This is a genomic window from Capnocytophaga sp. oral taxon 864 (assembly GCF_002998835.1).
In the GTDB taxonomy this organism is placed as follows: Bacteria; Bacteroidota; Bacteroidia; order Flavobacteriales; family Flavobacteriaceae; genus Capnocytophaga; species Capnocytophaga ochracea.
Map to the genome: position 1 here is coordinate 1958743 of NZ_CP027232.1, position 24574 is coordinate 1983316.

General features: G+C 39.2%; 25 protein-coding genes. 10 read left to right on the forward strand and 15 right to left on the reverse strand.

Translation table 11 applies throughout. The features are described from left to right. Positions 1-46: 46 nt before the first annotated feature. The 4 genes from gldJ to C3V44_RS12375 all read right to left on the reverse strand — a co-directional run bounded on the left by gldJ (position 47) and on the right by C3V44_RS12375 (position 4805). Positions 47-1714: a gliding motility lipoprotein GldJ gene (gene gldJ / locus C3V44_RS08675; RefSeq protein ID WP_009420001.1), complete on the reverse strand. Its 1668-nt coding sequence runs from the start codon at positions 1712-1714 to the stop codon at positions 47-49. Between the two features lie 202 nt (positions 1715-1916). Next, complete coding sequence (locus C3V44_RS08680; protein ID WP_002674226.1) at positions 1917-2951, reverse strand: inorganic phosphate transporter; 1035 nt, start codon at positions 2949-2951, stop codon at positions 1917-1919. A gap of 285 nt (positions 2952-3236) precedes the next feature. Further along, positions 3237-4460, reverse strand: a complete 1224-nt coding sequence (locus C3V44_RS08685) for a lipocalin family protein (RefSeq protein WP_106096192.1) — start codon at positions 4458-4460, stop codon at positions 3237-3239. Between the two features lie 180 nt (positions 4461-4640). Continuing rightward, positions 4641-4805 carry a phosphinothricin acetyltransferase gene (locus tag C3V44_RS12375; protein ID WP_254425482.1) on the reverse strand — a complete coding sequence of 55 codons (165 nt, stop codon included), beginning with the start codon at positions 4803-4805 and terminating at the stop codon, positions 4641-4643. Positions 4806-5482: 677 nt separating this feature from the next. Between C3V44_RS12375 and C3V44_RS08700 the strand changes: the two genes are divergently transcribed. From C3V44_RS08700 to C3V44_RS08745, 10 genes are all read left to right on the forward strand, one after another. Next, positions 5483-5731, forward strand: coding sequence for a FeoA family protein (locus C3V44_RS08700; protein ID WP_009417090.1), 249 nt, complete (start codon positions 5483-5485; stop codon positions 5729-5731). 132 nt (positions 5732-5863) lie between these two features. Then, entirely contained in the window at positions 5864-8026 is a 2163-nt protein-coding gene (feoB, locus tag C3V44_RS08705; RefSeq protein ID WP_106096193.1) for a ferrous iron transport protein B, read from the forward strand. 69 nt (positions 8027-8095) lie between these two features. Next, positions 8096-8971 carry a hypothetical protein gene (locus C3V44_RS08710; RefSeq protein ID WP_106096194.1) on the forward strand — a complete coding sequence of 292 codons (876 nt, stop codon included), beginning with the start codon at positions 8096-8098 and terminating at the stop codon, positions 8969-8971. Between the two features lie 202 nt (positions 8972-9173). Beyond that, a complete protein-coding gene (locus C3V44_RS08715; RefSeq protein ID WP_106096195.1) occupies positions 9174-11438 on the forward strand; it encodes an NADP-dependent malic enzyme in 2265 nt (754 codons plus the stop codon). Between the two features lie 467 nt (positions 11439-11905). Further along, the gene (locus tag C3V44_RS08720) at positions 11906-12469 is read left to right on the forward strand and encodes a sigma-70 family RNA polymerase sigma factor (RefSeq protein ID WP_009409967.1); all 564 of its coding nucleotides are present in this window, start codon (positions 11906-11908) and stop codon (positions 12467-12469) included. Then, positions 12469-12672, forward strand: coding sequence for a hypothetical protein (locus C3V44_RS08725; protein WP_254425425.1), 204 nt, complete (start codon positions 12469-12471; stop codon positions 12670-12672). The genes C3V44_RS08720 and C3V44_RS08725 overlap by 1 nt, the downstream gene beginning before the upstream one ends. A gap of 250 nt (positions 12673-12922) precedes the next feature. Next, a complete protein-coding gene (locus C3V44_RS08730) occupies positions 12923-13354 on the forward strand; it encodes a DUF417 family protein (RefSeq protein WP_106096196.1) in 432 nt (143 codons plus the stop codon). Positions 13355-13394: 40 nt separating this feature from the next. Beyond that, the gene (locus C3V44_RS08735) at positions 13395-13637 is read left to right on the forward strand and encodes a hypothetical protein (protein WP_034565928.1); all 243 of its coding nucleotides are present in this window, start codon (positions 13395-13397) and stop codon (positions 13635-13637) included. Positions 13638-13810: 173 nt separating this feature from the next. Further along, positions 13811-15082: a spondin domain-containing protein gene (locus C3V44_RS08740; RefSeq protein ID WP_106096197.1), complete on the forward strand. Its 1272-nt coding sequence runs from the start codon at positions 13811-13813 to the stop codon at positions 15080-15082. Between the two features lie 153 nt (positions 15083-15235). Continuing rightward, positions 15236-17527: a TonB-dependent receptor gene (locus C3V44_RS08745; protein WP_106096198.1), complete on the forward strand. Its 2292-nt coding sequence runs from the start codon at positions 15236-15238 to the stop codon at positions 17525-17527. A 209-nt stretch (positions 17528-17736) separates the two neighbouring features. On the opposite strand, the gene C3V44_RS08750 is transcribed toward C3V44_RS08745, so the two are convergent. From C3V44_RS08750 to C3V44_RS08805, 11 genes are all read right to left on the reverse strand, one after another. After that, entirely contained in the window at positions 17737-18906 is a 1170-nt protein-coding gene (locus C3V44_RS08750; RefSeq protein WP_106096199.1) for a DUF4595 domain-containing protein, read from the reverse strand. 622 nt (positions 18907-19528) lie between these two features. Beyond that, the gene (locus C3V44_RS08760; RefSeq protein ID WP_002674193.1) at positions 19529-19945 is read right to left on the reverse strand and encodes a CBS domain-containing protein; all 417 of its coding nucleotides are present in this window, start codon (positions 19943-19945) and stop codon (positions 19529-19531) included. 278 nt (positions 19946-20223) lie between these two features. Continuing rightward, positions 20224-20481 (reverse strand): hypothetical protein, encoded by a 258-nt coding sequence (locus tag C3V44_RS08765; protein ID WP_106096201.1) that lies wholly within the window; start codon positions 20479-20481, stop codon positions 20224-20226. After that, complete coding sequence (locus C3V44_RS08770; protein WP_009419978.1) at positions 20462-20773, reverse strand: co-chaperone YbbN; 312 nt, start codon at positions 20771-20773, stop codon at positions 20462-20464. The genes C3V44_RS08765 and C3V44_RS08770 overlap by 20 nt, the downstream gene beginning before the upstream one ends. Before the next feature lie 132 nt (positions 20774-20905). Then, positions 20906-21541 carry a peroxiredoxin gene (locus tag C3V44_RS08775; RefSeq protein ID WP_002674187.1) on the reverse strand — a complete coding sequence of 212 codons (636 nt, stop codon included), beginning with the start codon at positions 21539-21541 and terminating at the stop codon, positions 20906-20908. A 119-nt stretch (positions 21542-21660) separates the two neighbouring features. Then, positions 21661-21879: a YgjV family protein gene (locus C3V44_RS08780; protein WP_016478254.1), complete on the reverse strand. Its 219-nt coding sequence runs from the start codon at positions 21877-21879 to the stop codon at positions 21661-21663. Then, entirely contained in the window at positions 21879-22061 is a 183-nt protein-coding gene (locus C3V44_RS08785) for a hypothetical protein (protein ID WP_002674183.1), read from the reverse strand. Before C3V44_RS08785 ends, C3V44_RS08780 begins: the two co-directional genes overlap by 1 nt. 14 nt (positions 22062-22075) lie before the next feature. Further along, positions 22076-22648: an LPS export ABC transporter periplasmic protein LptC gene (gene lptC / locus C3V44_RS08790; protein WP_016478253.1), complete on the reverse strand. Its 573-nt coding sequence runs from the start codon at positions 22646-22648 to the stop codon at positions 22076-22078. After that, positions 22645-22914 carry a type II toxin-antitoxin system RelE/ParE family toxin gene (locus C3V44_RS08795; RefSeq protein ID WP_002674181.1) on the reverse strand — a complete coding sequence of 90 codons (270 nt, stop codon included), beginning with the start codon at positions 22912-22914 and terminating at the stop codon, positions 22645-22647. Before C3V44_RS08795 ends, lptC begins: the two co-directional genes overlap by 4 nt. Then, entirely contained in the window at positions 22901-23137 is a 237-nt protein-coding gene (locus C3V44_RS08800; RefSeq protein ID WP_002674180.1) for a hypothetical protein, read from the reverse strand. Before C3V44_RS08800 ends, C3V44_RS08795 begins: the two co-directional genes overlap by 14 nt. An 87-nt stretch (positions 23138-23224) precedes the next feature. Continuing rightward, the gene (locus C3V44_RS08805; RefSeq protein WP_106096202.1) at positions 23225-24568 is read right to left on the reverse strand and encodes a hypothetical protein; all 1344 of its coding nucleotides are present in this window, start codon (positions 24566-24568) and stop codon (positions 23225-23227) included. Between the last annotated feature and the right edge of the window lie 6 nt (positions 24569-24574).

Here is a 24574-nt window from a genome sequence, read left to right on the forward strand (position 1 = left end):
TGAAAAGTTCAAGAAGACTCTTTGCCTATGAAATATTTTATGGTTTTTATCCTTTAGGAGTTTTATGGTTCTTTTTGGCTTTTGAACCTACACGGCTCATAGCGTTGCGGAACCCTATATAATCAGTAGCGATGTACTGAGGTAAGAAACGACGTTGTGCTGGGTCAAGCCAATAAGCACGGTCTCTCCAAGAACCTCCTTTGTATACGCGTACTTCGTCGTCGATAAGTGAAGTACGGTCGTTAGAAGTATCATAGCCCTTACCGCTGATATCGCTACCTGGTCTTTTAGGACGAGGAGCATTGTACATTGAGTTTGTATACTCTGAACCTTCTGCCATCAAGTCATTTTGGTTGCGATAGTTGCGTGTAGATGATTTATCACCATCGTGATAACTGCGGTTATCGGAGTGTGTAAAGTTATAACGCAAGTAGGTTTCGTTTGAGTCGATAGGAACAGTAGCAAGGTTACCTGGCAAATTACGAGCGATAATTTTACCGTTCATCAAAGTATCATACTTCACATTCTCAGGAGTTACTACTATTTGTTTTCCGTCTTCACCAATAGCGTGTTTCATATACACGTTACCGCGATAATAGTTGAAATCTGTTATTTCATCATCAACAATAGGACGATAAACATCGGCTACCCACTCGGCTACGTTACCTGCCATATCATATAAACCAAAGTCATTAGGTGGGTAAGTTTTAACTGCTACAGTAATATCACCTTTATCATCTGACCAACCTGCCAATCCGCCGTAGTCACCTTTACCTTGTTTAAAGTTAGCTAAGAGGTCTCCACGAGTTCTACGTTTGGTAGAACGAGTGTATTGGCTATCCCAAGGGTATTTCTTTCTACCTTGCAATGAGTTATATTCACGAATACCACCCAAAGATTTGGCAGCATATTCCCACTCTACTTCAGAAGGCAAACGATACTCAGGCAATAAAATACCGCTAGTTTGTTTAGCATAAGTTGCTTCTCCTTCTTTATTGGTTTTCTTACCTCCCATTTCACCAGCTATCTTACCTCCGTAAGTTTGTGATGGGGCGTTTAGGTAAGTATCGGTACTAAATGTGCTAGTAGCATCTACTTGGTAACGAGCATCTTTTGCAAGATAACCATCACGTTCCAAGATTGCCTCGTTCACACGGTCAGTACGCCAAGAACTAAACTGTACTGCTTGTACCCAGTTTACTCCTACTACAGGATACTCAGCATAAGCAGGGTGACGCAAGTAATTGCTAACCATTGCTTCATTAGCACTTAGAGGGCTTCTCCATACTAAGGTATCAGGAAGGGCACCTATATATATATTTCTATATTGCTCTTCATCTGGTGGGAACACACGTTTTAACCAATCGAGGTATTCCATATACATCTTGTTGGTTACCTCTGTTTCGTCCATATAAAAAGACTGTACGTGTTGTTGGGTAGGTGTGTTATTCCAGTCGTGCATTATGTCGTCTTCCACCTGACCCATAGTGAAGGTACCTCCCTCAATGAGCACAAGACCAGGACCTGTCTCTTGGTCTTTAAAATCTGTATTGTATTGAAAACCACCTTCTTTTGCGTTGATTTTCCAACCTGTCGCACTCGATGTGTTCTTATCAGTCTTCTTGCCACAACCTGCGAGCAACAATCCTGCTAAGGCCATATAAACAGGTACTTTTAATAAATTTCTTTTCATAGTAAAAACACTTGTTAGCATAAAAATTCGGGCGCAAGATACTACTTTTTTTTAATGTAGTATCATCTTTTCTCAATTTTAACTATATATTAATATTCTATTTTTTGTGTATTTTTTATATATGTTTGATTTATAGTTTTATACACTCTCTTCTCTCCTTCTCTTGTTTCTCATATTTTCTCTTCTCCCACCCTGTTTTTTAACAATTCTTTAAGTATTTTGTTTATAACATTTGGTTCTTATCAGCTAAAAAAACCAATAACAACGACAAAAAGAACGCTATAATAGGTGCTATCATCCACATCGCAAAGAATCGCTTTACTTGAGTCTTGCGAAAAATATTCTTATGTCCCATCTTCGCTACGCCTATTCCTAAGATAGCCGCCACATTCACTTGTACCAATGAGGTGGGTATTCCTTTTACAACCGAAGCTAGTAACAACAAGCTCCCCGATATAAATGCGATAATCACCGCTTCAAACTTCCCAAAAAGTATTATTTCCTTCCCTGTATTCTTCAGTATCTTATGTCCAAAAAGCGAAGCGCCAATGCCAAAACACGGTGCTACCACCAAAGTAGCCAACATCAAAATAACAATATGGTCGCTCTCGCGAATGTGTAGCTCGTTAATCGTCATTGTATACAAAGGTCCCGTCGCATTAGCTACGTTGTTAGAACCTATCGCAAACGATACGTACAAAGCCATTATCACCAACGCCACATCCCAAATATGCTTCTTGTTCTCATTCTGCGCCCGCTGTATCGTCAGTCCTCGCCTGCGCATCGGTTGGTAAATGTATTTCCCCGCAAAATAACTCAGAAAATAAGCAATCACAGGCAATATAAACCACGCAGGTATAATCTCCATAAATAACCTATTCGTGTCTAACTTCTCAAAATACAACGCTGGTGCCGCTAAGGCTAATACTGCTGCCTGACTGGTGGACTGCGGTATCCCGGAAATGTTCGAAATAAGCATCGTTACCGCTATCGAAAATAAGGCTATCGATACCACCGTAAAATCCAAATACTCCGAGGGTAATATGCCACTCCCCATCGTACCTGCCGTTTTCTTCCCTGCCAAAAACGCCCCTACAAACACCATTATTCCAAATAACCCCGGGATAACAGTCTTTCTAATCACATTAGCACCATAGCTTGCCGAGAATGCAGGAGCCGTACCGCTACCTCCCATCGTAATGGCTACTGCCATTGCAATGAGAAACGGAATAAGTAATTGGCTGTATATGGGTGTCATTCTCTATATCAGTTTTTCTCCGCAAAAGTATAAAATCTTTTTTAAATAACAATATTTTTTCTGCAAAAAAAAAGCCCGATATTACTATCGGACTTTTCCATTAACCAACCAAAACTTTAAATTATGAAAACTATTATTTGAAGTTTTACAATGAGCTACCACCCTCATTGCGTCGGCAAAGGTACGGCGTTTTTTTTAACTACCAAAATAATTCCAGAGTTTAACAAAACTTTAACGCACCTATAATGTCTTTATTACTGATTATCAGCGTTTAGTGTCTTTCTTTTATTTCTTCTCCAATTTGTTTATCTCCGCAAGTTCTGCCTCTGTAAGTTTCTTAAATGTATACTCATACGTTCCTTGATTATCGTCATCATCTTTATCTATAAATGAAATAACAAGCCTATTTCCTCTTACAAAAAAGTTCTCAGGAGTATCGTCTTTTTTAGTAATCGTACCATTAGAAGCAGTATAAGGCACCGCTCTGCCTTTTTCAAACTCGCAACGATTAGTATTATTATTGAAGCCAAAGTCATAATTAGTTACTGTATTAGCGGTATAAATATCTACTTGTTTATCTTCACAGGGTTCTTTTTCGATAGGTTGTCCATTAAAGGTAGCTTTTTCTATCTGCCACGCCCCTATGAGTGCTTTGGGGTCAGTAGTTTTTTCAGGAACTTTATACTCCATCGCTCTAAGGGTTGTCAATTCTTTTTCGCTGATTTTCTTATAGGTATATGAAAAAGAACGCTTTCTCCCTTGTTCATCTAATCCAGTCCCCTCTATTACAAGTTTAGTTTCAGTCACAGTAAAAGTAACTGTCTTACCTTCAATTGTAATAGTTGTCCCCGATATAGTATAAGGTTTTATTTCTTGTTTTTTATAGGTACAATTATATTCGTCATACTTTTTAAAGATAAGCTCTTCTACTGTGCTTTCAGTAAAAATAACAGCATCTTTTAAAGAGCACTCCGAAAGCTCTAACTTCTCACCATCAAGAGTTGCCGATTCCCCTTGCCACGCCCCTATCAGTTGTTTTTTGTAATCAGGAGCTTTATACTCCATCGCTCTAAGGGCTGTCAATTCTTTTTCGGTAATTCTTTTATAGGTAGTGGTAGAAGGCTTTTTGTTTCCTTGTACATCTGTATAGACTCCCTCTATCACAAGTTTACCCTCAGTAATGGTAAAAGTGGTAGTACCATCTTTGGTTGTAAAGGTGTTTCCCAAAAGAGTGTAAGTCAAAAGGTCTTGTTTCTCATAGGAGCAATTACCATTTCTTTTCTTAAACGAAAGACGTTCCATTGTCTTTTCAGTAAAAACAATCGTTTCTTTTAGTGTACATTCTGAAACCGAAGACGGTTTTCCGTCTATGGTAGACGATTCCATTTGCCACGCTCCTATCAGTTCGACAGTTTTCTGTGGAGGCTCAGGTGTTTTATCATCTTTGCTTCCGCAAGACGAAATCATTGTGGCAAGGGCAACAAATGCCCCAAATAAAAATTTCTTCATATGTGTTAGTATTTTTAGTTTGAGGGCGCAAAACTATAAAATTAATTTATCTTCGCCAAAAAATCGTCATAATACCCCACCTCCGAGCCCCTCCCAACCTCTCCAAAACCTTTTACAACCTCCTATTAGTCACCACATTCCCCCTTTGAACGGAAGTCCGCCTTCGTCATTCGCCTCTCGTCATTCATCATTTCTTTCAATTTTCCGTCCCAACATTCCCCCTTTGGAGGTAGCCAGCGACAGCTGGGTATGTATCTCGCGAGAGCAGAGTATGTGAGAAGGGGGAGGTTTGTCACCTTTCCCAGCTTGTCCCCCTTCGGGGGTTCGGGGGCTTACCGAATAAATGACTCGTCACAGTTTCCCCTCATTGAGGGGGCTAGGGAGAGATTTCTTTTGATTTTCCGCCACACTCCCTCCTAGTGCCTATGCCCTAAGGCCTAGTGCCTCTTCCCTTTTCTTTCGCCTCGAAACCCCGTTTTTACCACTTTTTTCATCGCTGTATTATATTATTAATCAATTATTTACACACCCTTCCTATACCAATCGTCCAAGATTCGTATAAGCTTCCTATAAGCTCTCTATAAGCTACCCCCACCCTTCTTACACCCTTTTTTCACCGAAACTCCTCGCTCCCATCTTCCGAACTTCTCCGTTTTCTTCCGAAAACCCTAACCAGTCCCAACACATCGCTTTTTCATCTCAAACTTTGGCAAAGTTTTAAACTTTGCCAAAGTTGATGTTTCAAAAAGTTACTTTACAAGGCGTAGCCTTGATTTTGTTTAAATTTTGTTTGATTTCTGAGGCACAGCCTCATTCCCCTAACTCAACCTCGTACCCCATTTCCTCATTCTCTAATTTTCCACTCATCGCTTTTGCATCGCCATTCCTAGTGCCTATGGCCTATGCCCTAAGGCCTATGTCCTAAGACCTCAAACCTAAAAACCTAAAATAATTTTGTCAATTCAATAAAAGTTTGTAATTTTGCTTGTCTAAAAATATATTTTGATAATACAAACGCTTATATGACCATTACCTTAGCCTCACTGAAAATAGGACAAACCGCTGTCATTACCGGATTTATCCCTGAATGCCGACAAGAAGTAAGGCAACGCTTGCTCGACTTAGGTTTCGTACGCGGGTCAAAAATCAAGATAGAAAACGTCAGTCCCCTATCCGACCCCGTTGCATATAGCATTCACAACACCCAAATCGCCCTCCGCAAAACCGATGCCCTCTGTGTGCTGATTCAGGTGGCAGGGGATAGGGGTTAGGTGTCAGGTGTACTACACTTTGCCAAAGTTTTTGCCTGTGTGGCTCACACTTTTGGCAAAGTTGATAATCCTTGTAAATAAGAAAAAATAAATATAAACAAATCAAACAAGCATTCGGCTTGTTATACAACTATGAAAAACACTTGCGATATTTGTGCCCTCAACCCCTCCGCTTCCCTAAAACCCTTAGGCGAAGAGGCGGGCACTTATAACTATACCATTGCCCTCGCAGGGAATCCTAATACCGGCAAAAGCACCGTTTTCAACGCTCTTACCGGCTTGCGCCAACACACCGGCAACTGGCCTGGTAAAACCGTAACACGTGCCGAAGGCAGTTTCTCATTCCATAAGCAACGATACCGCATTATCGACCTACCTGGCACCTACTCTCTGCTTTCTACTTCCGAAGACGAAGAAGTAGCACGCGACTTTATTCTCTTTGGCAAACCCGATGTAACAGTCATCGTAGTAGATGCAAGTCGTTTAGAACGCAACCTCAGCTTGGCACTTCAAATACTCGAAATCACCGATAAAGCAGTACTTTGCCTCAACCTGATGGACGAGGCGCGCCGGCATCACATCAATATCGATACGCGCACCCTTTCACGCGATTTAGGTATTCCCGTAGTGGCAACATCTGCACGTACCAAAGAAGGTATCGCCGATTTGCTCTTTGCTATCGAAGAAGTGGTAAGTGGTAAATTCCAAACGAAAAAACAAACCTTTATCGACCTTCCTAAGCAAAATGCCGAAGCCATTGCTGAGTTACAGAAGGCACTTTCTGAACTAAATCCCGATTTACCGAATACACGTTGGCTCTCAATGCGACTCATCGAAGGCGATGAGAGCGTACAAAGAGGTATAGAAGAAGGAGCTTTTTCGGCTGAAAATAACCCCGAAAGGCAGGCGCGTATCTTGCGTATTGCCGAAGAATATCACCATCTCTTAGGCGATACGTACCGCAACGATTTGGTAGAAGCAATCTACGCCCAAGCTACTGCCCTTACCAATGCCTCCGTGAGTACCGATTTTACTGCGCGCTCTTTCCGCATCGACCGCGCGATAGATAAAATCGTAACACATAAAATTTGGGGTTTCCCTATTATGTTTCTGCTCTTGGCAGGTGTGCTGTGGATTACCATTATCGGGGCTAATTACCCTTCGCAATGGCTCTCCGATTTATTTGTAGGGTGGCTCTATCCGCTCTTGAAAAATGGAGCGAATGTCTTGCATTTTCCTTGGTGGCTCAGCGGTTTCCTTATCGATGGAGTGTACTTGGCTACGGTATGGGTCATTTCAGTGATGTTACCCCCAATGGCTATATTCTTCCCGCTCTTCACCCTCCTCGAAGACTTTGGCTACTTGCCTCGTGTAGCTTTTAATCTCGATAAGCTCTTTCGCACAGCAGGCGCTCACGGCAAGCAAGCCCTCACAATGAGTATGGGCTTTGGTTGTAATGCCGCAGGAGTGGTAGCAACGCGTATTATCAACAGTCCGCGTGAAAAACTCATTGCCATTATCACCAATAACTTTTCGCTCTGCAACGGTCGTTGGCCTACCCAAATACTCATCGCTACATTGTTCATTGGGGCTTTAGTGCCCAAGCAGTGGAGCGATACAGTAGCAATGCTTGCTGTCATAGGCATAGCCGTGTTGGGGATTGTCTTTTCATTCTTCACCTCGTGGTTATTAAGCAAGACACTTCTCAAAGGCGAATCGTCGTTCTTTGTATTGGAGTTGCCTCCTTATCGTCCACCGCGCTTCTTTCAAACGCTCTACACATCGCTTATCGATAGAACTCTTATCGTACTCTGGCGAGCTGTTGTATTTGCTGCGCCTGCCGGAGCAGTAATATGGCTGATATGCAATCTCCAAATAGCTCACCAGCCCATTGCTCTCTGGCTTATTCAAGGGTTAGACCCCATAGGCGTGTTTATAGGCTTAAACGGCGTAATCCTGCTTGCCTATATCGTTGCCATTCCAGCCAACGAAATCGTCATTCCCACCGTGCTGATGCTCACCACTATGGTCTTAGGGCAAACAGCAGTAGGCGAGGGGGCAGGCGTACTAATGGAAGCCTCAACCTCTCAAGTAGGTACCTTGCTACACGCTGGGGGTTGGACGCTCCTCACCGCCGTGAACCTAATGCTCTTCAGCTTGTTACATAATCCTTGTAGTACTACTATCTATACGATATACAAAGAAACCCATAGCAAGAAATGGACGCTCATTGCTACACTCTTGCCCGTACTATATGGCATAGTAGTGTGTTTTTTGGTGGCAAAACTGTGGTAATAACCCAAAACATTTGCTTTTTTAGTTAAAACAGGCTATCTTTGCACAGATATTTTAATAAGCAATGATATGAAACGCTTTCTTTTGCTCTTTACACTCCTAACTGCTACAACTTATGCACAACTCTCTTCTTACACCTATAAGCAAGAACTGAAAGGTGTAAAGGGGAACGCTTGGCATAAAATCATTTTACCCGACCATACCTTTGCACAATTTCAAAGTTATGGCACAGACCTCCGTATTTATGGCGTATCGGCTACTGATACCATCGAAGTCCCTTATACAGTAATCGACACTAATAATATCGTAAAGCACAAGGTCAATTTCTCAGTAATAAACAGTAAAGAAACCAAATGCAGTTACATAAACTTCAGTCTGCCTCAGGCTCTTCGCATCTGTAAGATACGCGTTGTCCCTCAAGCCTCTTATGATTATTACAGGAAGCTAAATCTCGCTACTTCTGTTACCGAATCGTATGCGCAAAAGCGTTGTGATAGTTATTGTTCTTACGATTTAAGAGAAGCGCCTCTTAGTTCTAAAACCAATAATACCTTCTCCTTTGATGATATTCTTGTGAAATACGGGCAAATAATAATAGAAAACGGAGACAACGAGCCTCTTCCTATTAGCGAAGTCGTAGTATATGCAATACGTTATACCTTAGCGGCTCGTTTTTTAGACCCTAATCGCACTTATTATTTAGCTTATGGCAAAGAAGATGATTATACCCCCGAATATGATATAGAGCACTTCATAACCGATATCCCCAAACAACTCACCGAACTGCAATATGGCGAAGTGCTCAAACAACCCAAAACAGAAAGCTCTTCTGTAAAAGCATCTTCCACTCCTGCCGAAAAATCTCATCAGCAACTCCTTTGGTGGGTAATGGGAGTGATTGTACTGCTTATTTTTATATTTTCAGCAAAGATGATGAAGAAATAATCTTCAAAGGTAATACTTTGATTTCGTTTCAATTTTAGCTACCTACTTTAACTCAAACTGATGTTATATAATACTTTTTCACTATTCCTCATTCGTCATTCGTAATTATTTATTACCTTTGCCCCCTAAACAAATAATAGGTAACACGTAATTAGGTAACAAATGTCGTTACCTCTTACTTCTTACCTCTTACCTAAATCAAATGGATCAAAGAAAAAAAGAAGAGGCACTACATTATCACGAGTTTCCACAACCTGGTAAAATCGCTATTGTGCCTACCAAAAAACATTCTACACAACACGACCTCGCGTTGGCTTACTCTCCTGGAGTAGCCGAACCTTGCTTGGCAATTGCCGAAGATAAAAGCAACGCCTATAAGTATACTGCCAAGAGCAACCTCGTAGCCGTAATTTCCAACGGTACTGCCGTGCTCGGTTTAGGCGATATAGGTGCTGATGCCTCTAAACCTGTAATGGAAGGAAAGGGTTTGCTTTTCAAAATATTTGCAGGTATCGATGTGTTCGACATCGAAGTAGATGCCACCGATGTCGATAAGTTCGTAGAAACCGTAAAAGCTATTGCTCCTACCTTTGGGGGTATCAACCTCGAAGACATCAAAGCGCCTGAGGCTTTCGAGATTGAACGTCGCCTAAAAGAGGAATTGGATATCCCTGTAATGCACGACGACCAGCACGGTACAGCTATCATCTCGGCAGCAGCCCTTGTCAATGCTTTAGAAATTGTAGGTAAGGACATTGCCAAAGCGCAGATAGTAGTAAACGGCGCAGGAGCCGCCGCTATCTCTTGTACACGCTTGTACGTGGCTTTGGGTGCCAACCCTAAGAACATCGTAATGTGCGATAGTAAGGGTGTGATTCGTAAAGACGCTCCTAACCTCACTGAACAAAAAGCCGAATTTGCTACCGACCGCAATCTCCGTACTCTCGAAGAAGCAGTAAAAGGTTCTGATGTATTCATCGGTCTTTCTAAGGGAGATGTACTCACCCCCGAGATGTTGCTCTCTATGAATAAGGACGCTATTGTATTTGCAATGGCAAACCCTATTCCTGAAATCGATTACGATTTGGCTATCCAAACCCGCAAAGATATCATTATGGCAACAGGTCGCTCCGACTTCCCTAACCAAGTGAACAACGTGCTCGGTTTCCCTTATATCTTCCGCGGAGCGTTGGACGTTCGCGCTACTAAAATCAACGAAGAAATGAAACTCGCTGCGGTACGCGCTATCGCTGATCTTGCCAAGAAAACTGTACCTCAGCAAGTAAGTTTGGTATACGGAGGTGAAAATCTTGCCTTTGGTCGCAACTATATTATTCCTAAGCCGTTCGACCCTCGTTTGATATACGAAGTACCGCCCGCTATTGCCAAAGCCGCTATGGAATCGGGTGTAGCACAAAAGCCTATTACCAACTGGGAAGCCTATAAAGGCGAACTAATGGACAGAATAGGTGTAGGTAGCAAAGAAATCCGCCTATTGCAAGACCGTGCCAAACGAAATCCTAAACGCGTAGTATTTGCTGAAGCCGACCAATTGGAAGTGCTTAAAGCTGCTCAACGCATTTATGAAGATGGTATCGGTATTCCTGTGCTTTTGGGTAATAAAGAAGTGATAAAAGCGCTCAAATACGAAATAGGTTTCTCCGGTCGTGTAGATGTAATCGACCCTAAAAGTGATGCCGAAAAAGCACGTCGTGAGAAGTTTGTAAAGCATTATTGGAAACTGCGCGAACGCCGTGGTATCACCTACGAAGTAGCCGAACGCCTAATGCGCGAGCGCAATTACTTTGGTACGATGCTCGTAGAAACCGGTCAAGCCGATGCAATGATTACTGGTTACTCTCACGCTTATCCTAATGCTATTCGTCCGGCACTCGAAATTATTAAAAAGGACGAAGGTGTAGAGCGTATTGCTGCCACCAGCATTATGCTCACTAAACAGGGTCCTTTATTCCTTTCAGATGCTACTATCAATATCGACCCTACTGCCGAAGAGTTGGCTAACATCGCCTTGCTTACCGCACGTGCCGTGAAGTTCTTCGGCTTAAAACCTTCGGTAGCGATGTTGTCGTATTCTAACTTTGGTTCGGCAGTATCCGAAAGTAGCCTGAAAGTACGTGAGGCAGTAGCTTACCTCCACAAGCACCACCCCGATTTAGTAGTCGATGGTGAAATTCAAGCCGATTTTGCTCTCAATCCTGAGAAGATTGCCAAGAACTATCCGTTCTCTAAGCTCAACAAGGGCAAAGGGGCTAATGTACTCATCTTCCCTAACCTCGAAGCGGCAAATATCAGTTACAAGCTCCTCAAGGAAACCCAACACTTAGACACCATAGGTCCTGTGATTTTAGGTCTTTCTAAACCTATTCACATCACCACTATCGGTTCTACTGTCGACGAAATAGTAAATCTCGCTACCCTTGCAGTAATTGACGCTCAACAAAAATAGTACGAGTCGCACAAATAATTACTGCGAAGTTATATAAACAATAAAAAAATGTTGTTTTCATATTAGGAAAGACTGTTCAAAATATTTTGAACAGTCTTTTTTTATCATTTGATAAATATTTTTTACCTTTGCCTAAATTATATCAGAGATATAGGTAAAACATATCAATCAGGTTGTAAAATATTTCTCTAAAAATGAGAAAAATAGAACCTTATCTTCGTCTTAGCTTCATCCAACTTATGTATCCATAAGAAGGATCTTAGTGGCTTTGTTTAAGATTCGTTTTCTCTTGAAAAAAAGTAAAAAGATTCTATCTGTCTTGATTCTTATCAAGATATAGTATATATAAGACTTATTCAAATATATTTTAAATGCTTTAAAATAAATAGTATTTTTTTGTCAGGTTTTATAACTTTTGATGACTATTCTAAAAATAAGAAAATATGTTTAATATCAACTAAAAAATAATGCTAAATATGAAATCATCAACTGAAGAAGTAGCGCAATGGGTAGACGCTTATACCGAAAAATTGTTAGATCACGCTTGCTATTTAGTTTCCGATAGAGTGGAAGCAGAAGATTTAGTACAAGAAGTTTTTTTAACAGCGCTTTCCTCCTATGATTCTTTTCAAAACAGAAGTAATCCTCTTACTTGGCTCAAAGCTATTTTACGTCACAAAATAGCCGATTTCTATAAAAAGAAATACAAATCTCCACACGTAAATTTCGATTATTTTTTCGATGAAGACGGCAATTGGAAAAAGAACCAAGAAATAGACGAGTGGGAAGAAGATACTTCCTCTTTGGAAAATCTTCTTGATGATACTGACTTTAGAGAAACTTTACAAAATTGCCTAAATAAACTTCCTACCAAATGGTCTATTCTAATGAAAATGTGCTATCTCGAAGGTAAAAAATCTTCTGAAATCTGTCAGGTTATGAATATCACACCGACTAACTATTGGAAGATGTTGCAACGTAGCCGTATGCAACTCAAGGAGTGCTTAGAAATAAATTGGTTTAAAGAATAATGAAACGCCTTTTACACAAATTCATTCACTTTGCTATTTTGCCGTGTAATGAAGCTACTTTTATGATTGAAAAGCAATTACACAGCAAACTATCTCTAAAAGAACAACTACAACTAAAAGCTCATTTACATCTCTGCAAGATATGCTTAAACTATAGCAAAAAAGCTTTTGCTATACATCAGTGGTTACAAAAGTTTTTTTGAGTAAAGAAGAACATAGTCCTATCAAGACTGCAGAGATGGAACAGTTTAAAAAAGATTTGAAAAAACGCTTGCATACACAATCATAAATCGCATTTAGTTCAATTCAATTTTTTAAGACAAGAAGAAGGGAAGCTTCTTTTTAGGTTTTTTAGAAGTTTCCTCTTCTTCCTTACAAAAGAAAAGAACTTTTTTTTGATATGTCAAGTTTCAATCTTTTTATTGACTAAGGTTACGAAAAATCTAAAAGAATATGAAGTACGCACACACAGAACGCATTTACAAAGTAGGATATTATATAGGTCTTTTTGGTACAGCATTAATCCTATTGTGGCTTGGAATATTTAAATTTACTAATGTAGAGGCTACTTCTATTAAACCTCTTATAAGTCATCATTTTTTACTTTCGTGGTTGTATAGTATAGCCTCAGAGCAAACGATATCAAATTTAATAGGTTGTATTGAAATTAGTATAGCACTTGCTTTTATTATAGGAGTGCGTTTCGCAACAGTGCGAAAGATAGCATTTATAGGAAACTCCATCACTTTCTGTTTAACACTTAGCTTTATTTTTACCACCCCTAATATGTGGCGAAGTATTGAAGGTATTCCAGTTACGGATTTTTTCATTTTAAAAGATGTTGCCTTATTAGGGGTTGGTTTTATGAGTCTAAGGAAACCTTAAACTTAGTATTTTAATCACTAACATAAAAAATTCAATCAGTATGAAAAACATTTTAACACTTGTTGCAGTCAGTCTTTTTACCATTTCTGCAGCAAACGCCCAAGAGAAACCAATGCAAGAAAAGCCGGCTATGGAAAAGAGTTGCAAAAAATCTTGTGACAAAAAAGACAAGGAATATAGCTCCTCTAAGGAAAGTAAGAAGTCTTGTTGTAAAAAAGACAAGAAATCTTGCGATAAAAAGCAAGAACAAAAGCCAATGAATACATCTGATAACAAGATGTAGTTTATTTGTGTTCTTTCATCTATGATTTAGTTTTATTATCCGTTCAAAAAATAAAAGAGTTCTGAACTCTTTTATTTTACAACGGATATGAAGAAACCTACCAACCTAAAACCTTTTCTTCACCTCTTTTCTTAGTAAAAGAATTAATCACTTTTTATAAAAAACATTTCACTATGAAACATCAAATTTTATCAGTGGCAGTAATTCTGTCAACACTTGTTGTGTCTTGTAAGAAAGATAAAATGGACACAATCCCCCCTGTAAGTCCTACACAAGCTATTCTTACCTTTGAGAATGTAGTTAAACCAATGAAGTATGTAGAAAGCGGTATTTTCAAAGGAGAAGGCTCTGTACAAATGGATAATAAAGAAATTAAAAATCTCATACTTCCTTCTAATGATCCCAAAACCAATTCTGCTTCCTTTACTTTTCACGCGGGCAAAGGGCAACGCCTAATGTTTACAATGATGTTTGGAGCTTCCAAAGACTGGTTTTTCGCTGCTAAGCAACCTGGTATAGAACTTTACGACGAAAAAGGGAATCCTAAAACGGGCGTAATTACCTCTGATGTTAGTCTTTGGGATAATGGTAGTAAGGAAAATACAAACGGTACAAAAGAAGATAAGGTAATCACTTCTATCAAAGATAAAACGATGCCTCAAAATCTAATGAAGTTAATACTTTCTTATAATGAGCAAAGTTCAGCGTTTACGTTGAAAATCATCAATACTTCCAAAGGAAAAAAAGATACTGAAGGTAACTCCTTAGAAACTCCTTTTGCTCCTGGTGTATGGGTAGTGGCGAATACTTTAGGTGGTAAACTTTTAGACGAGAAACCTTTCTTTGAAGCTGGTCAAAAAAGCACAAAAGAACTTACTATACTTTCCGAAACCGGTAACCCTGAACCACTATATCAAAAAGTAAAAGCCCAAACAGGTATTATTACAGGTTTATCACCCGCTGTGGTAGTAGTTTATACCGGTAACAAAAATCCTCTTTTTACTATGGGACAAAAAGCTACTGAAGGCTTGAAAAAGCTATCTCAAATGGGAGATGTAAAAACCTTCCAAATGGAACTTAAAAAATTAAAAGAAGTAAAAGAGGTTTACATTGCGGGAAATGCTCCCATAGCTCCTAATACTAAAGTGATGACTACTATCAAAAAAGTTACAGGTGACAAAGTGGCCTATGCTCTAATGTTCGGCTATTCTAACGACTGGTTCTATGCCAATAGTACCAATATATTAACTACTGATAAAGGTAATCTTACCGATAAAACTGCTCTTTATGACAGTGGTACAGGTGTAGACCAATTTCCTGGTGCAGGTAACAAACAAGCTCTCTTTGGTGGGATTCCTCAAAAAGAAGATAAAGTTATCGAAAAAGTAGGCAATGTTTTCCCGCTACCCCAAACAAACGAAGTAATAAAAGTTACTCTCCAATAATTTTCTTTTCTAAATGAATGGTTAAATTAGGACTACCGTGAAGTTCGTTTCACGGTAGTTTTGTTTTACCCTTAGCTAAAATATTTTTTAGAAAGTTTTTATATTGTCTAAAAATATATTACTTTTGCGCCGAATAAACAAAATTAGTACTATATGAAAACGTTTTTATCTGCTATAATCATAGCTTTCAGTACTTTGGGTTTTGCCCAAAACGGGACACTCAAAGGTACTATCACGGCAGAGGGGCAACCCTTAGAAGCCGTAACTGTTCAACTCGAAGGTAAAACCTTCAAAAAATGGACAACCTCCGACCGCAATGGTCAGTATTCTCTTTCCTTACCCGCTGGCGAATATAGGCTAAAAGTGCGTTCGTTGGGGTATATTCCTTATAACGATAAAGTTGTAATCACAGGAGAAGAGACCCTCTCTCAAGATGTCTCTCTCAAAGAAGATGTAGTCGGAATGGAAGAAGTGGTCGTAACAGCTACCAAAACCAAAGAAAACCGTAAGGACGCACCTGTACTGGTGAGTGTTACTACCAATCGCGAACTGGCAAACGTTAAAGCCCATACCTTGATGGAAGGTCTGGTATTCCAACCGGGTTTGCGCACCGAAGTAAACTGCCAGAACTGTGGTACTTCCCAAGTGCGCATCAACGGTTTGGAGGGTGCTTATTCCCAAATCCTCATCGATAGCCGTCCAATCTTTGGCTCGCTTAATGGTGTGTATGGCTTAGACCAAATCCCTGCCAATATGATTGAGCGCATAGAGGTGATTCGTGGCGGTGGCTCAGCGCTTTTTGGCTCTAATGCCATTGCCGGTACTATCAATGTGATTACTAAAAACCCTACTAAAAACGAGGCGCAAGCAGGTATTGTGGGCAATCTCATAGGCGGTAAATCAGCCGATGTGGTAAGCTCTTTTAACGGTTCACTCGTGAGTGAAAACTATATGCGCGGTATCTCTTTCCACGCTATGCAACGCACGCGTCAGTCTTATGATGATAATGGCGATGACTTTACCGAAATCACTCGTTTGCGCAATCTCAATGCGGGTGCAAAACTCTTCAACGATTTCACCGACCGTCATAAGCTCACCGCCGAACTGAACGTGAGCAACGAAAACCGTCGCGGAGGTAATAAACTCGACGAACCCGAACACCTTGCCGACCTTGCCGAGAGCATTCGCACTCAAATGCTTGGAGGGAATGCAAGTTTCGATTACTTTTCGCCTGCTTATAACCATAAGTTCACCGCCTATACCAGTGCCGAACGCACTCGCGCCGATAACTATTACGGCAGCTTCGATGGCACCGATATAGTAGCCTCTTCTGGCAACTATGGCGTTACTAAAGAAAACATATGGTTACTTGGCGGACAGCATACGGCTTATGTGCCTACGGGCAACGGCAATTTGCAATGGACGTCGGGCGCTGAATATCAATACGACAAGATAGCCGAAAAGCGTCAGAATCCTAATGTGCTTGCCGTAAACCAAAAAGCGAATACATTTGGTCTCTTCACTCAAGCCGATTGGCGTATCTCTCCCAAAATCAAAGTGCTCGGGGGTGTCCGATTCGACAATGTCAATTCCGATATAATGAAGAAAAGCGTTACAGCGCTCAACCCTCGTGCGAGCGTGCTCTACAATATCGATGAGAATTTCATTGCTCGGGGTTCGTATTCAAGAGGATTTAGAGCGCCTTTCTTCTATTCAGAAGATGTACACAGCGAATTGCAAGGGGGTGAAGCACGACGCGTAAAACTCGCCGATGATCTTAAAAAAGAGACCTCCGATAGCTTTACTGCTTCTTTTGAGTATAACCACGCTCACGATAACCACCAATTTGTAGCGATGATAGAAGGATTTTATACAGCTTTGCACGACCGCTTTACTTACGAAGATGCAGGTTTAGAAAACGGATTGCCTATCCGTGAGAAACGCAATTCCGATGGCGCCGTAGTGAAGGGAGTAAATATAGAAGTGAAGTACAGCCCCAATCCCAAATTTATGGTACAACTTGCCACCACTATCCAAAGTTCTAAATACAATAGTGTGCAAAACCCCGAAGAAAACGTCTATACCGATGAAATTCTCCGCACGCCAAGTGTGTATGGCAACCTGATGGCAACCTATAAACCACGCCCTAATTGGGATATCAACTTTGTAACTGTATATACAGGAAGTATGAAAACCACTCACTTAAAAGGCTATATTCCTGATACGCGTTTGGAGACCACTCCTGCAATGTGGGACGTAGGCGTGAACACCGCTTATGAGTTTAAATTCCAAACTTTCTTCCCCTTAGAAGTGAGTTGCGGTATCAAAAACCTTTTCAACCAATATCAAAAAGATTTCGACAAAGGTGCTGAACGCGATGCCGATTACATTTATGGTCCTTCACTACCTCGCACCGTGTTTGTAGGTTTGAAAGTAAAGATTTAGTATTCGTTATCAACCTTACCAAATTTTCTAATAGCGTGTCGTGCTACGACCTTTGCCAAAGTTTCACACTTTGGCAAAGTTAAATAAATGAATAGTTATATTTATATTGTTTTTGCAGAGAGTTACAAACACTCTTCTAAGATACAAAAAAGCGACTCTTTTTTGAGTCGCTTTTTTTATTTTGTGTATTGGAAACTTTGTTACAAATATTAGTAATTCAACTGATAAGTAGTAGTCATATCACTGTTATAATCTACGCTAATATCAACTCTATCTAACACTTGTTTTCCATTTTCAGTTTTAAATTTGAAAGTGTGGCGAGCTACTTTATTCACTGTTAAGTTGATAGTTTTACCGTTCTTATCTTTCTCTACTTTTATAGGGATAATAATATCAAACACTTTTTCATCGTCTTTATCACTTACCAATCGATACTTTCTGCTTTTCTCAGTACCATTTTGAATGTTAGTAATAAGCGCTTCTAATTCCTCTAAATACTCGTCGTGAGCATAACTACCAAAACCAGTACCCCAACCAGCTCTTGCATTTCGGCTTTCGTTAATAGTCTTTACAAAACCATCGGCATCAAACGTATAAGTATAGTTACAGATATAATTTAACGGAGCTTCCTCTTTTGTTAAAACCACTTGTTTTAGCAAGTTCTTAGGAGCTACCCCCTGTATCCAACCTATTTGAAAATTAAAATACTGCATATAGCTACTCACAGCATCCCCTTCAAAGTTGTACATCAAAAACTTATTTTTGTTCAACTCATTGCCGTAGCTAAGCTTACTCCCATAAGTAATGACTTTACCATTTCTATTTTTCTTCTCAATGATTTTGGTCAAATTATCATTGGTCCACTCAAAAACACCTACATCGTTAACATTTGCTAAACGTTGTTTGCTGTCGTATATCCCTAAAGCCAATACATTCCCTGCTGCATTAAGCCCCCATTCTACGGTTTCTATAACCCCTGTATCTTCGTTAGGTACTGTAATTTTCACAGAGGTAGCCTTATAATCAAATGTTTTTACGATATCATTCTCTCCCTCTTCTTTGGTAGTAATCTTTTTGATTCTCCCTTGATTGTCATACTCATACAGAAAACGAACCATTTTCAATACAAACTCTTGTCTATTGAGAGTAGGTTGTAAAACACTTGAAATAGACGGAGCTGGGTCATTACCATTGTAATCTCTGTTTTTAACTTCAATAAAGTTAGAAACAATCTCCTTTACTTTTTTAGTAGGCAAATAGTCACTTTGAGTAGTAGGAGTAGTAGTACCATTACCGCCATTAGGAGGAGTATCATCGTCTTTACTGCCACAACTTACAAGCATTGCTATTGCTGCGATACTGAATAAAATTTTTTTCATTGAATGTAATATTTTATGAATTTAGATGCAAAAGTAATAATAAATTGTTAATCAGCAAATTTTATTCATTAGTAGTTAGTTGTTAGAAATGAGGACAGCTGAGGGTAGCGAGGAAGTCAATGAGAGCTCATAGCCGAGAATCAAAAAATAGTATAGCTATTCTTCCCTACTTTCAAAGCACTCCGCAATACCTCAGCTCCTTTATAAGGAGCGATTTCTTTCGCCTCGAAACCTCGTTTTTAGCATTTTTAGCCTTGTTGTATTATGGTATGAATCAACTATTTACACACCCTTTCTATACCAATCGTCCAAGATTCGTATAAGCTTCCTATAAGCTCTCTATAAGCTACCCCCACCCTCCTTACAGTCTTTTTTCACCAAAATCTCTCTCAACCACCTTTTGAATTTCTCCGTTTCCTTCCGAAATCCCTAACCAGTCCGATTTGTCCAACAAGTCAGACCTGTTAAAAGACCATTTTTATCATTACCCTTTTGCTAATTCCTTCATTTCCAAATTCTCTAAAATTCCTCCTCCGCTGGTGCGAGCTTGTAGCTCGTACCCCATTTTCTAATTCTCTCATTCTCTCATTTTCTAATCTTTCCCCGTCTGTATGGCTCGCACTTAGTATTGTTCCAAAAGATATTTAATAAGGTCAGTGGTTGTAACCAATCCCACTAACCTGCCGTTATCTACCACCGGTATAGAGTGAAAACTTTGGTCGGCTAGTATTTCAGCCACTTCTTTAATCGAGGTATCAGCGCTCACTGTAAGAGGTGTTTTAGCCATAATTTGCGGAATAGTATACATATCATACACCACCGAAGTAACCTCCTCTTCGCCATCAGTCATATCAGCAAAACTAATGCGCAAAAGGTCAGAATAGCTTACGATACCTATAAGCTTATCTCCTTCTACCACAGGAATATGGCGAATATTATGCTTCTTAAACAGTCGCTCAGCCTCATAAAGCGATTGAGTAGGAGTAAGAGTTACTAACTCCTTACTCATAATTTGTGATACAGGTACTCTTTGTTTCATAATATATACGTTTTTAAAATGAATAATTCCGTTTTGTAGTTAAATTACCCTACAAAGGTAGTTATAAAAGAGATATAAAGCAAAGTGTTTAACAAATATTTAACGTTCTAATATACCTCAACTCCCGAGCTTTCACAGCTTACTTTAACTCAAACTGATGTTGCGTCGGTCTAATCTTTCTTCGTCTTGCCTTCGGAAGTATATAAAATAGAAAAAGCCGTTCAGACATCTCTGAACGGCTCTTTCGTTTCTAGTTAGTGAAAGAAATAATAATAATTTTACTTGTCAATAGACCCTACTACACGCTTCATAAAGCTGTTAAGGGCGTCTTTCTGTGGAGTACCTTGTTTAACCATATTGTCTACCTCGATAGCTCCGTAGAAGTTCGAGAGCAATTCGCCTATTACGTCCAGCTCCTCATCTTTGAGTTGCTCACATTCAATGAGATTTTCGAGCGTTTCTACCGTCTCATTCACGTAATCTTGGTCGTTTGTCTCAATAAATTGAACGATGTGTTTAATTACCGGTAATCTCATCTATAAATTGCTTTAAGAGTTCGGCTTTATTCGTTTGTATTTGGTTCACCAAAGTACCGTTTTTAAAAGCAGCGAAGGTAGGCAAATTATCTACTTTGGCTAATTTGCGTGACTCTGCGAAAGCTTCTGCATCTACATAAATAAAAGTAGCATTAGGAGTTTCGCTGGCATACTTTTTAAATTTTGGTTTCATTATCTTGCAATTACCACACCATCCTGCGCCGTATTGTACAAATACAAGAGGGTTAGAGGCTATTATTTCTTGCAAGTTATCTTGGGTAAGTTCTGTCATTATAAAAATAAAATAGTGATGAGTTTTTTAGTGTGTGATTTTCTCATTCTCATCCCCCCTCTCGCAAAGAGAAGAGGGGGAGAATGAGTTCCTTACAATGATCAAGTTATCTATAAGAGTGTTGTTTACTTTTTAGTGAGAAGCCAAGTAGCTGGCTACTCCTTTGCGGTCGGCGTGCATAGCCTCTTTACCTTCTTCCCAGTTAGCAGGGCATACTTCACCGTGTTGTTGTACGTGAGTATAAGCATCTACCAAACGCAAATATTCTTTTACATTGCGCCCTAATGGCATATCGTTAATACTTTCGTGAAATACTTTTCCCGTTTCATCGATAAGATAAGTAGCACGGAAAGTTACATCATCACCTTCAAGAAGGTAAGCATCAGCTGTTTCATCGTAAATTTCACGAGAGTCGAGAATACCTAAAATACGAGCAAGGTTGCGGTTGCTATCAGCAAGGATAGGGTAAGTTACGCCTTCTATGCCTCCATTGTTTTTAGGAGTATTGAGCCAAGCAAAGTGTACTTCGGGAGTATCACAAGAAGCACCTATTACTTTCACATTGCGTTTCTCAAACTCAGCCAAAGCTTCTTGGAAAGCGTGAAGCTCAGTAGGGCATACAAAGGTAAAATCTTTAGGATACCAGAAAAGGAGAACTTTCTTTTTGTTGTTCACTGCTTCTGAAAGCACGTTTATTTTGAATGTATCCCCAAGGTCGCTCATAGCATTCACTTCGATATTGGGGAATTGTTTTCCTACAAATGACATATAATATTGTGTTTTGTTTTACGGGTGCAAAAGTAGGGTGTTTTTGTATAGGAAGAAACGTTTTTTTATTGAAAGATTTTATATGAAGATAAATAATAATTATGCAAGAAAAAGTTTCTTTACTTCCTCTTACGTAATTCTCGCCAAATATATACTATTTGTACTATTATTAAAAAGCCGTTAGGCAGTATCACCGGAATACTATTAATTAAGTAACCGTAAACAACAAAGAGAGCGCACCCCACCAAATTAGTAAGGCGTATATACACAAGATTATCTTTAATCAAAAAGCTGAGCACTATAAATAGTGAAGCAGTATAACCAATAAATTCAATCATTATTTTTTATGTTTAAGTCGGGTTTGACGTCTGAACCAAAACATTGCCAAGGCTCCCAAAGCAAAGGCGATGTACAAATACCACTGAGTGCGGTCAGCAGTGCCCCACAAGTTATAAACCTCATAGGCACAGTAAAGAGCGATTGCCAAATAGGCATATTCAAAAAATATACGTGCGTTCATATTATTTTATATTGTTATTCTTCTTCGTTATCTTCAATAGCTAAGATACCTGTGGTTTTATGCGCTTTTACAGTCGAAAATTTCTTGTCGAAATCCATACCTATACCATTAGTAACAGTACCTTTAGTTTCATCGGTAAAACTAAATTCTCTATCGGTAAAAATCCAATCTTCTTTTTGGTCCCAAAAGAGCTGAGATGTTTTTAGCTTCTTACCGTCATAAGTAGTGAGTACTACATTGTCGCGCAGTTCTACCATATCGGAGCTCGGATAGATAATGCCGTAATTAGCTTCTACAATATTTTTATGTCGTGCTTGGTCGTAAAACTCTACTTTCACCCCTTCGGGGAATTCAGAGTACGGCATACGCTGATTGGTAAAATCTTTATTTAATTTACTGGTAACAACAGCAACCACCTTAGTAGAATCGGTGTATACAAGTTTAAAATCAAAAGCTTCTCCTTGCGGGAATTTCTTTTGAATGCTCAGCTGTTGAAGATTGCGCATATCGTTATTACACGAAAAAAGCATTGCCATACATAATAGTAAAGCAATACTTCTTATTATTTTTTCAAGAGTTCTTCTCATCTTTTATAGGCTTCTTTTCTATGGCTTACCTTAACAATTTCAACTGTTACAACCTCTTCAAAAATTTTATAAAGAATCCTATAGTCTCCCACTCGTATCCTGTACTTATCATCGTTTGTTAGTTTCTTATAACCAAAAGGTCTTGGATTTTCTTCAAGCGAAACCAAAGCTCTTACAATAGCAGAATAATGAGGCTCTGAAAGGGATTCGATAAATTTACTTATCTTTTTGACAACTACTACAGTGTATTTTTTAGTAGATTCCATTTTTTTTTCTGTTTTCCTCTACTCTTTTTAAAAAAACATCTAAGGGTTCTGTTTCCTCTCCCTCAGCATCTTTAAAGGCTTGGATATCTTCTAAATCTTCATACATTTCGGCTATAGCTAATAATTCTTTATACTCTTCGGCGGGAATTAAAGCTATAGATTTACCATTATTATCAGTTAAAAACTGTGGTGTTTGTAGATTTTGTAAATTGATAGTATGCATAAGTTAAGGATATTTTTTAGCATTATCCATAGAGATGATTTTATATCATTTCTACGGATAATGCTATATTTTTTATCACTATATTACTTACAAACGTGGCACTGTGATAGATTGTCCTATCCAGCATTTAAAAGTAATGTTTTTACCTGCTAAACCAGATTCAAATACATCTACTTTTGAAGGAGCTAAAGCATCGTAACGAGCAGCTAAACTTTCCAAACCTCCTTTACGAGCAGTTTTGGCAGCTAACCAATAAACGGCTCTTTTTTCAAAAGGAGTACTACCACATTCATTAGCTGAGCTTGCGTAGGCGTGTGCCATAATACGATAAGCGTCGGAGTTTGAAGGGTTGTAAGAAAGTGCTTTTTGAGCATAGGCAACCGCTTGTGCTTTGCTGTGTTTAGAGGCGATACGAATGAGTAATTTTGATTTCTTAAAGTTATCTGTCTCTAAGTTCACTGACTCATTGTAATACTGAATAGCTTTGGCAGAATTTCCTGCTTTATCATTCATTACCCCTAAATAGTAAGCTGAGTTTGCTGACGGTTTAACGTTGTGCAATGAGGTTACGATTTTCACGAATAGAGGGTCTTTGGTACAATCTTTATCTGACATTTTACCTGCTGCACGGCGTAACCATTCTTCATTGTTCTTATTTGCCTCAAAGTTCTTGGTGTAAAGAGGAATAAGGTTTTTACAATCAGCAAGCTGACCGAGTTTAGCATCTACACTCTCTGCAATAGTTTCGTAGTTATCTACGCGTTTACGACAACCGTCCAAGAGCCTTTTGTCCTTTTCGCTAAGAGTACCTGCTTCTTCTTGAGCTAAATACTTGTTGATAGTTTCAGAAAGTTCATTCTTTTCGTCTTGAATTTTATCGGATACGTTGTCATAAGCATCAAATACTTCTTGCAATTCTTTTTGTCCTTTTTCGTGTAAAGAAACCAATTCAGAGAAGTACAAATACAGAGCCTTTTCGTTTTTAAAGTTAGCTTTATCTTCGGTAAAGGCTTTGTGCAAAAGGTCGTAAATCTCTTTATCTGTTCCTATTTTTTCATCGAACATCAAAAGGGCTTGACGAATACGCATTTCAGTAGCTGAAAGACGTGTAGGGAATGTTTTGTTATAATCGGTGTAGAGTTGTAACAATTCTTTGGCATTTTGAGTCTTTTCAGCACCTGTGGTTGTATTCATTTTGTCTTGCAAGATGCGTTCGCCATAGGCAAAGGTAGCATAGTGTAAAGAAGGGCATTGGGTATATACTTCCTTCCATACAGGATAAGCCTCTTTGTAATTTTTGGCTTTGGCATACTCACTAAATATAGAGAGTTTTTGCTTTAATTCTTCGTTGTTTTTGCAATCTTGTGCTTGTGCATAGGTAGCATAAAAGAAACTTGCAACTACTGTGGCTAATAAAATTCTTCTTCTCATTCTTTG

What these genes read in the sequence shown, in the direction of transcription:
- C3V44_RS08680 (WP_002674226.1), bottom strand. Translation starts at nt 2,951, where the DNA reads ATGACACCCATATACAGCCAATTACTTATTCCGTTTCTCATTGCAATG.
- C3V44_RS08730 (WP_106096196.1), top strand. Translation starts at nt 12,923, where the DNA reads ATGAAGTACGCACACACAGAACGCATTTACAAAGTAGGATATTATATA.
- lptC (WP_016478253.1), bottom strand. Translation starts at nt 22,648, where the DNA reads ATGAGAAGAACTCTTGAAAAAATAATAAGAAGTATTGCTTTACTATTA.
- C3V44_RS08795 (WP_002674181.1), bottom strand. Translation starts at nt 22,914, where the DNA reads ATGGAATCTACTAAAAAATACACTGTAGTAGTTGTCAAAAAGATAAGT.
- C3V44_RS08770 (WP_009419978.1), bottom strand. Translation starts at nt 20,773, where the DNA reads ATGACAGAACTTACCCAAGATAACTTGCAAGAAATAATAGCCTCTAAC.
- C3V44_RS08725 (WP_254425425.1), top strand. Translation starts at nt 12,469, where the DNA reads ATGAAACGCCTTTTACACAAATTCATTCACTTTGCTATTTTGCCGTGT.
- C3V44_RS08740 (WP_106096197.1), top strand. Translation starts at nt 13,811, where the DNA reads ATGAAACATCAAATTTTATCAGTGGCAGTAATTCTGTCAACACTTGTT.
- C3V44_RS08785 (WP_002674183.1), bottom strand. Translation starts at nt 22,061, where the DNA reads ATGAACGCACGTATATTTTTTGAATATGCCTATTTGGCAATCGCTCTT.
- C3V44_RS08735 (WP_034565928.1), top strand. Translation starts at nt 13,395, where the DNA reads ATGAAAAACATTTTAACACTTGTTGCAGTCAGTCTTTTTACCATTTCT.
- C3V44_RS08715 (WP_106096195.1), top strand. Translation starts at nt 9,174, where the DNA reads ATGGATCAAAGAAAAAAAGAAGAGGCACTACATTATCACGAGTTTCCA.
- C3V44_RS08800 (WP_002674180.1), bottom strand. Translation starts at nt 23,137, where the DNA reads ATGCATACTATCAATTTACAAAATCTACAAACACCACAGTTTTTAACT.
- C3V44_RS08720 (WP_009409967.1), top strand. Translation starts at nt 11,906, where the DNA reads ATGCTAAATATGAAATCATCAACTGAAGAAGTAGCGCAATGGGTAGAC.
- C3V44_RS08750 (WP_106096199.1), bottom strand. Translation starts at nt 18,906, where the DNA reads ATGAAAAAAATTTTATTCAGTATCGCAGCAATAGCAATGCTTGTAAGT.
- feoB (WP_106096193.1), top strand. Translation starts at nt 5,864, where the DNA reads ATGAAAAACACTTGCGATATTTGTGCCCTCAACCCCTCCGCTTCCCTA.
- C3V44_RS08685 (WP_106096192.1), bottom strand. Translation starts at nt 4,460, where the DNA reads ATGAAGAAATTTTTATTTGGGGCATTTGTTGCCCTTGCCACAATGATT.
- C3V44_RS08765 (WP_106096201.1), bottom strand. Translation starts at nt 20,481, where the DNA reads ATGAGATTACCGGTAATTAAACACATCGTTCAATTTATTGAGACAAAC.
- C3V44_RS08745 (WP_106096198.1), top strand. Translation starts at nt 15,236, where the DNA reads ATGAAAACGTTTTTATCTGCTATAATCATAGCTTTCAGTACTTTGGGT.
- C3V44_RS08780 (WP_016478254.1), bottom strand. Translation starts at nt 21,879, where the DNA reads ATGATTGAATTTATTGGTTATACTGCTTCACTATTTATAGTGCTCAGC.
- C3V44_RS08760 (WP_002674193.1), bottom strand. Translation starts at nt 19,945, where the DNA reads ATGAAACAAAGAGTACCTGTATCACAAATTATGAGTAAGGAGTTAGTA.
- C3V44_RS08710 (WP_106096194.1), top strand. Translation starts at nt 8,096, where the DNA reads ATGAAACGCTTTCTTTTGCTCTTTACACTCCTAACTGCTACAACTTAT.
- gldJ (WP_009420001.1), bottom strand. Translation starts at nt 1,714, where the DNA reads ATGCTAACAAGTGTTTTTACTATGAAAAGAAATTTATTAAAAGTACCT.
- C3V44_RS08775 (WP_002674187.1), bottom strand. Translation starts at nt 21,541, where the DNA reads ATGTCATTTGTAGGAAAACAATTCCCCAATATCGAAGTGAATGCTATG.
- C3V44_RS08805 (WP_106096202.1), bottom strand. Translation starts at nt 24,568, where the DNA reads ATGAGAAGAAGAATTTTATTAGCCACAGTAGTTGCAAGTTTCTTTTAT.
- C3V44_RS08700 (WP_009417090.1), top strand. Translation starts at nt 5,483, where the DNA reads ATGACCATTACCTTAGCCTCACTGAAAATAGGACAAACCGCTGTCATT.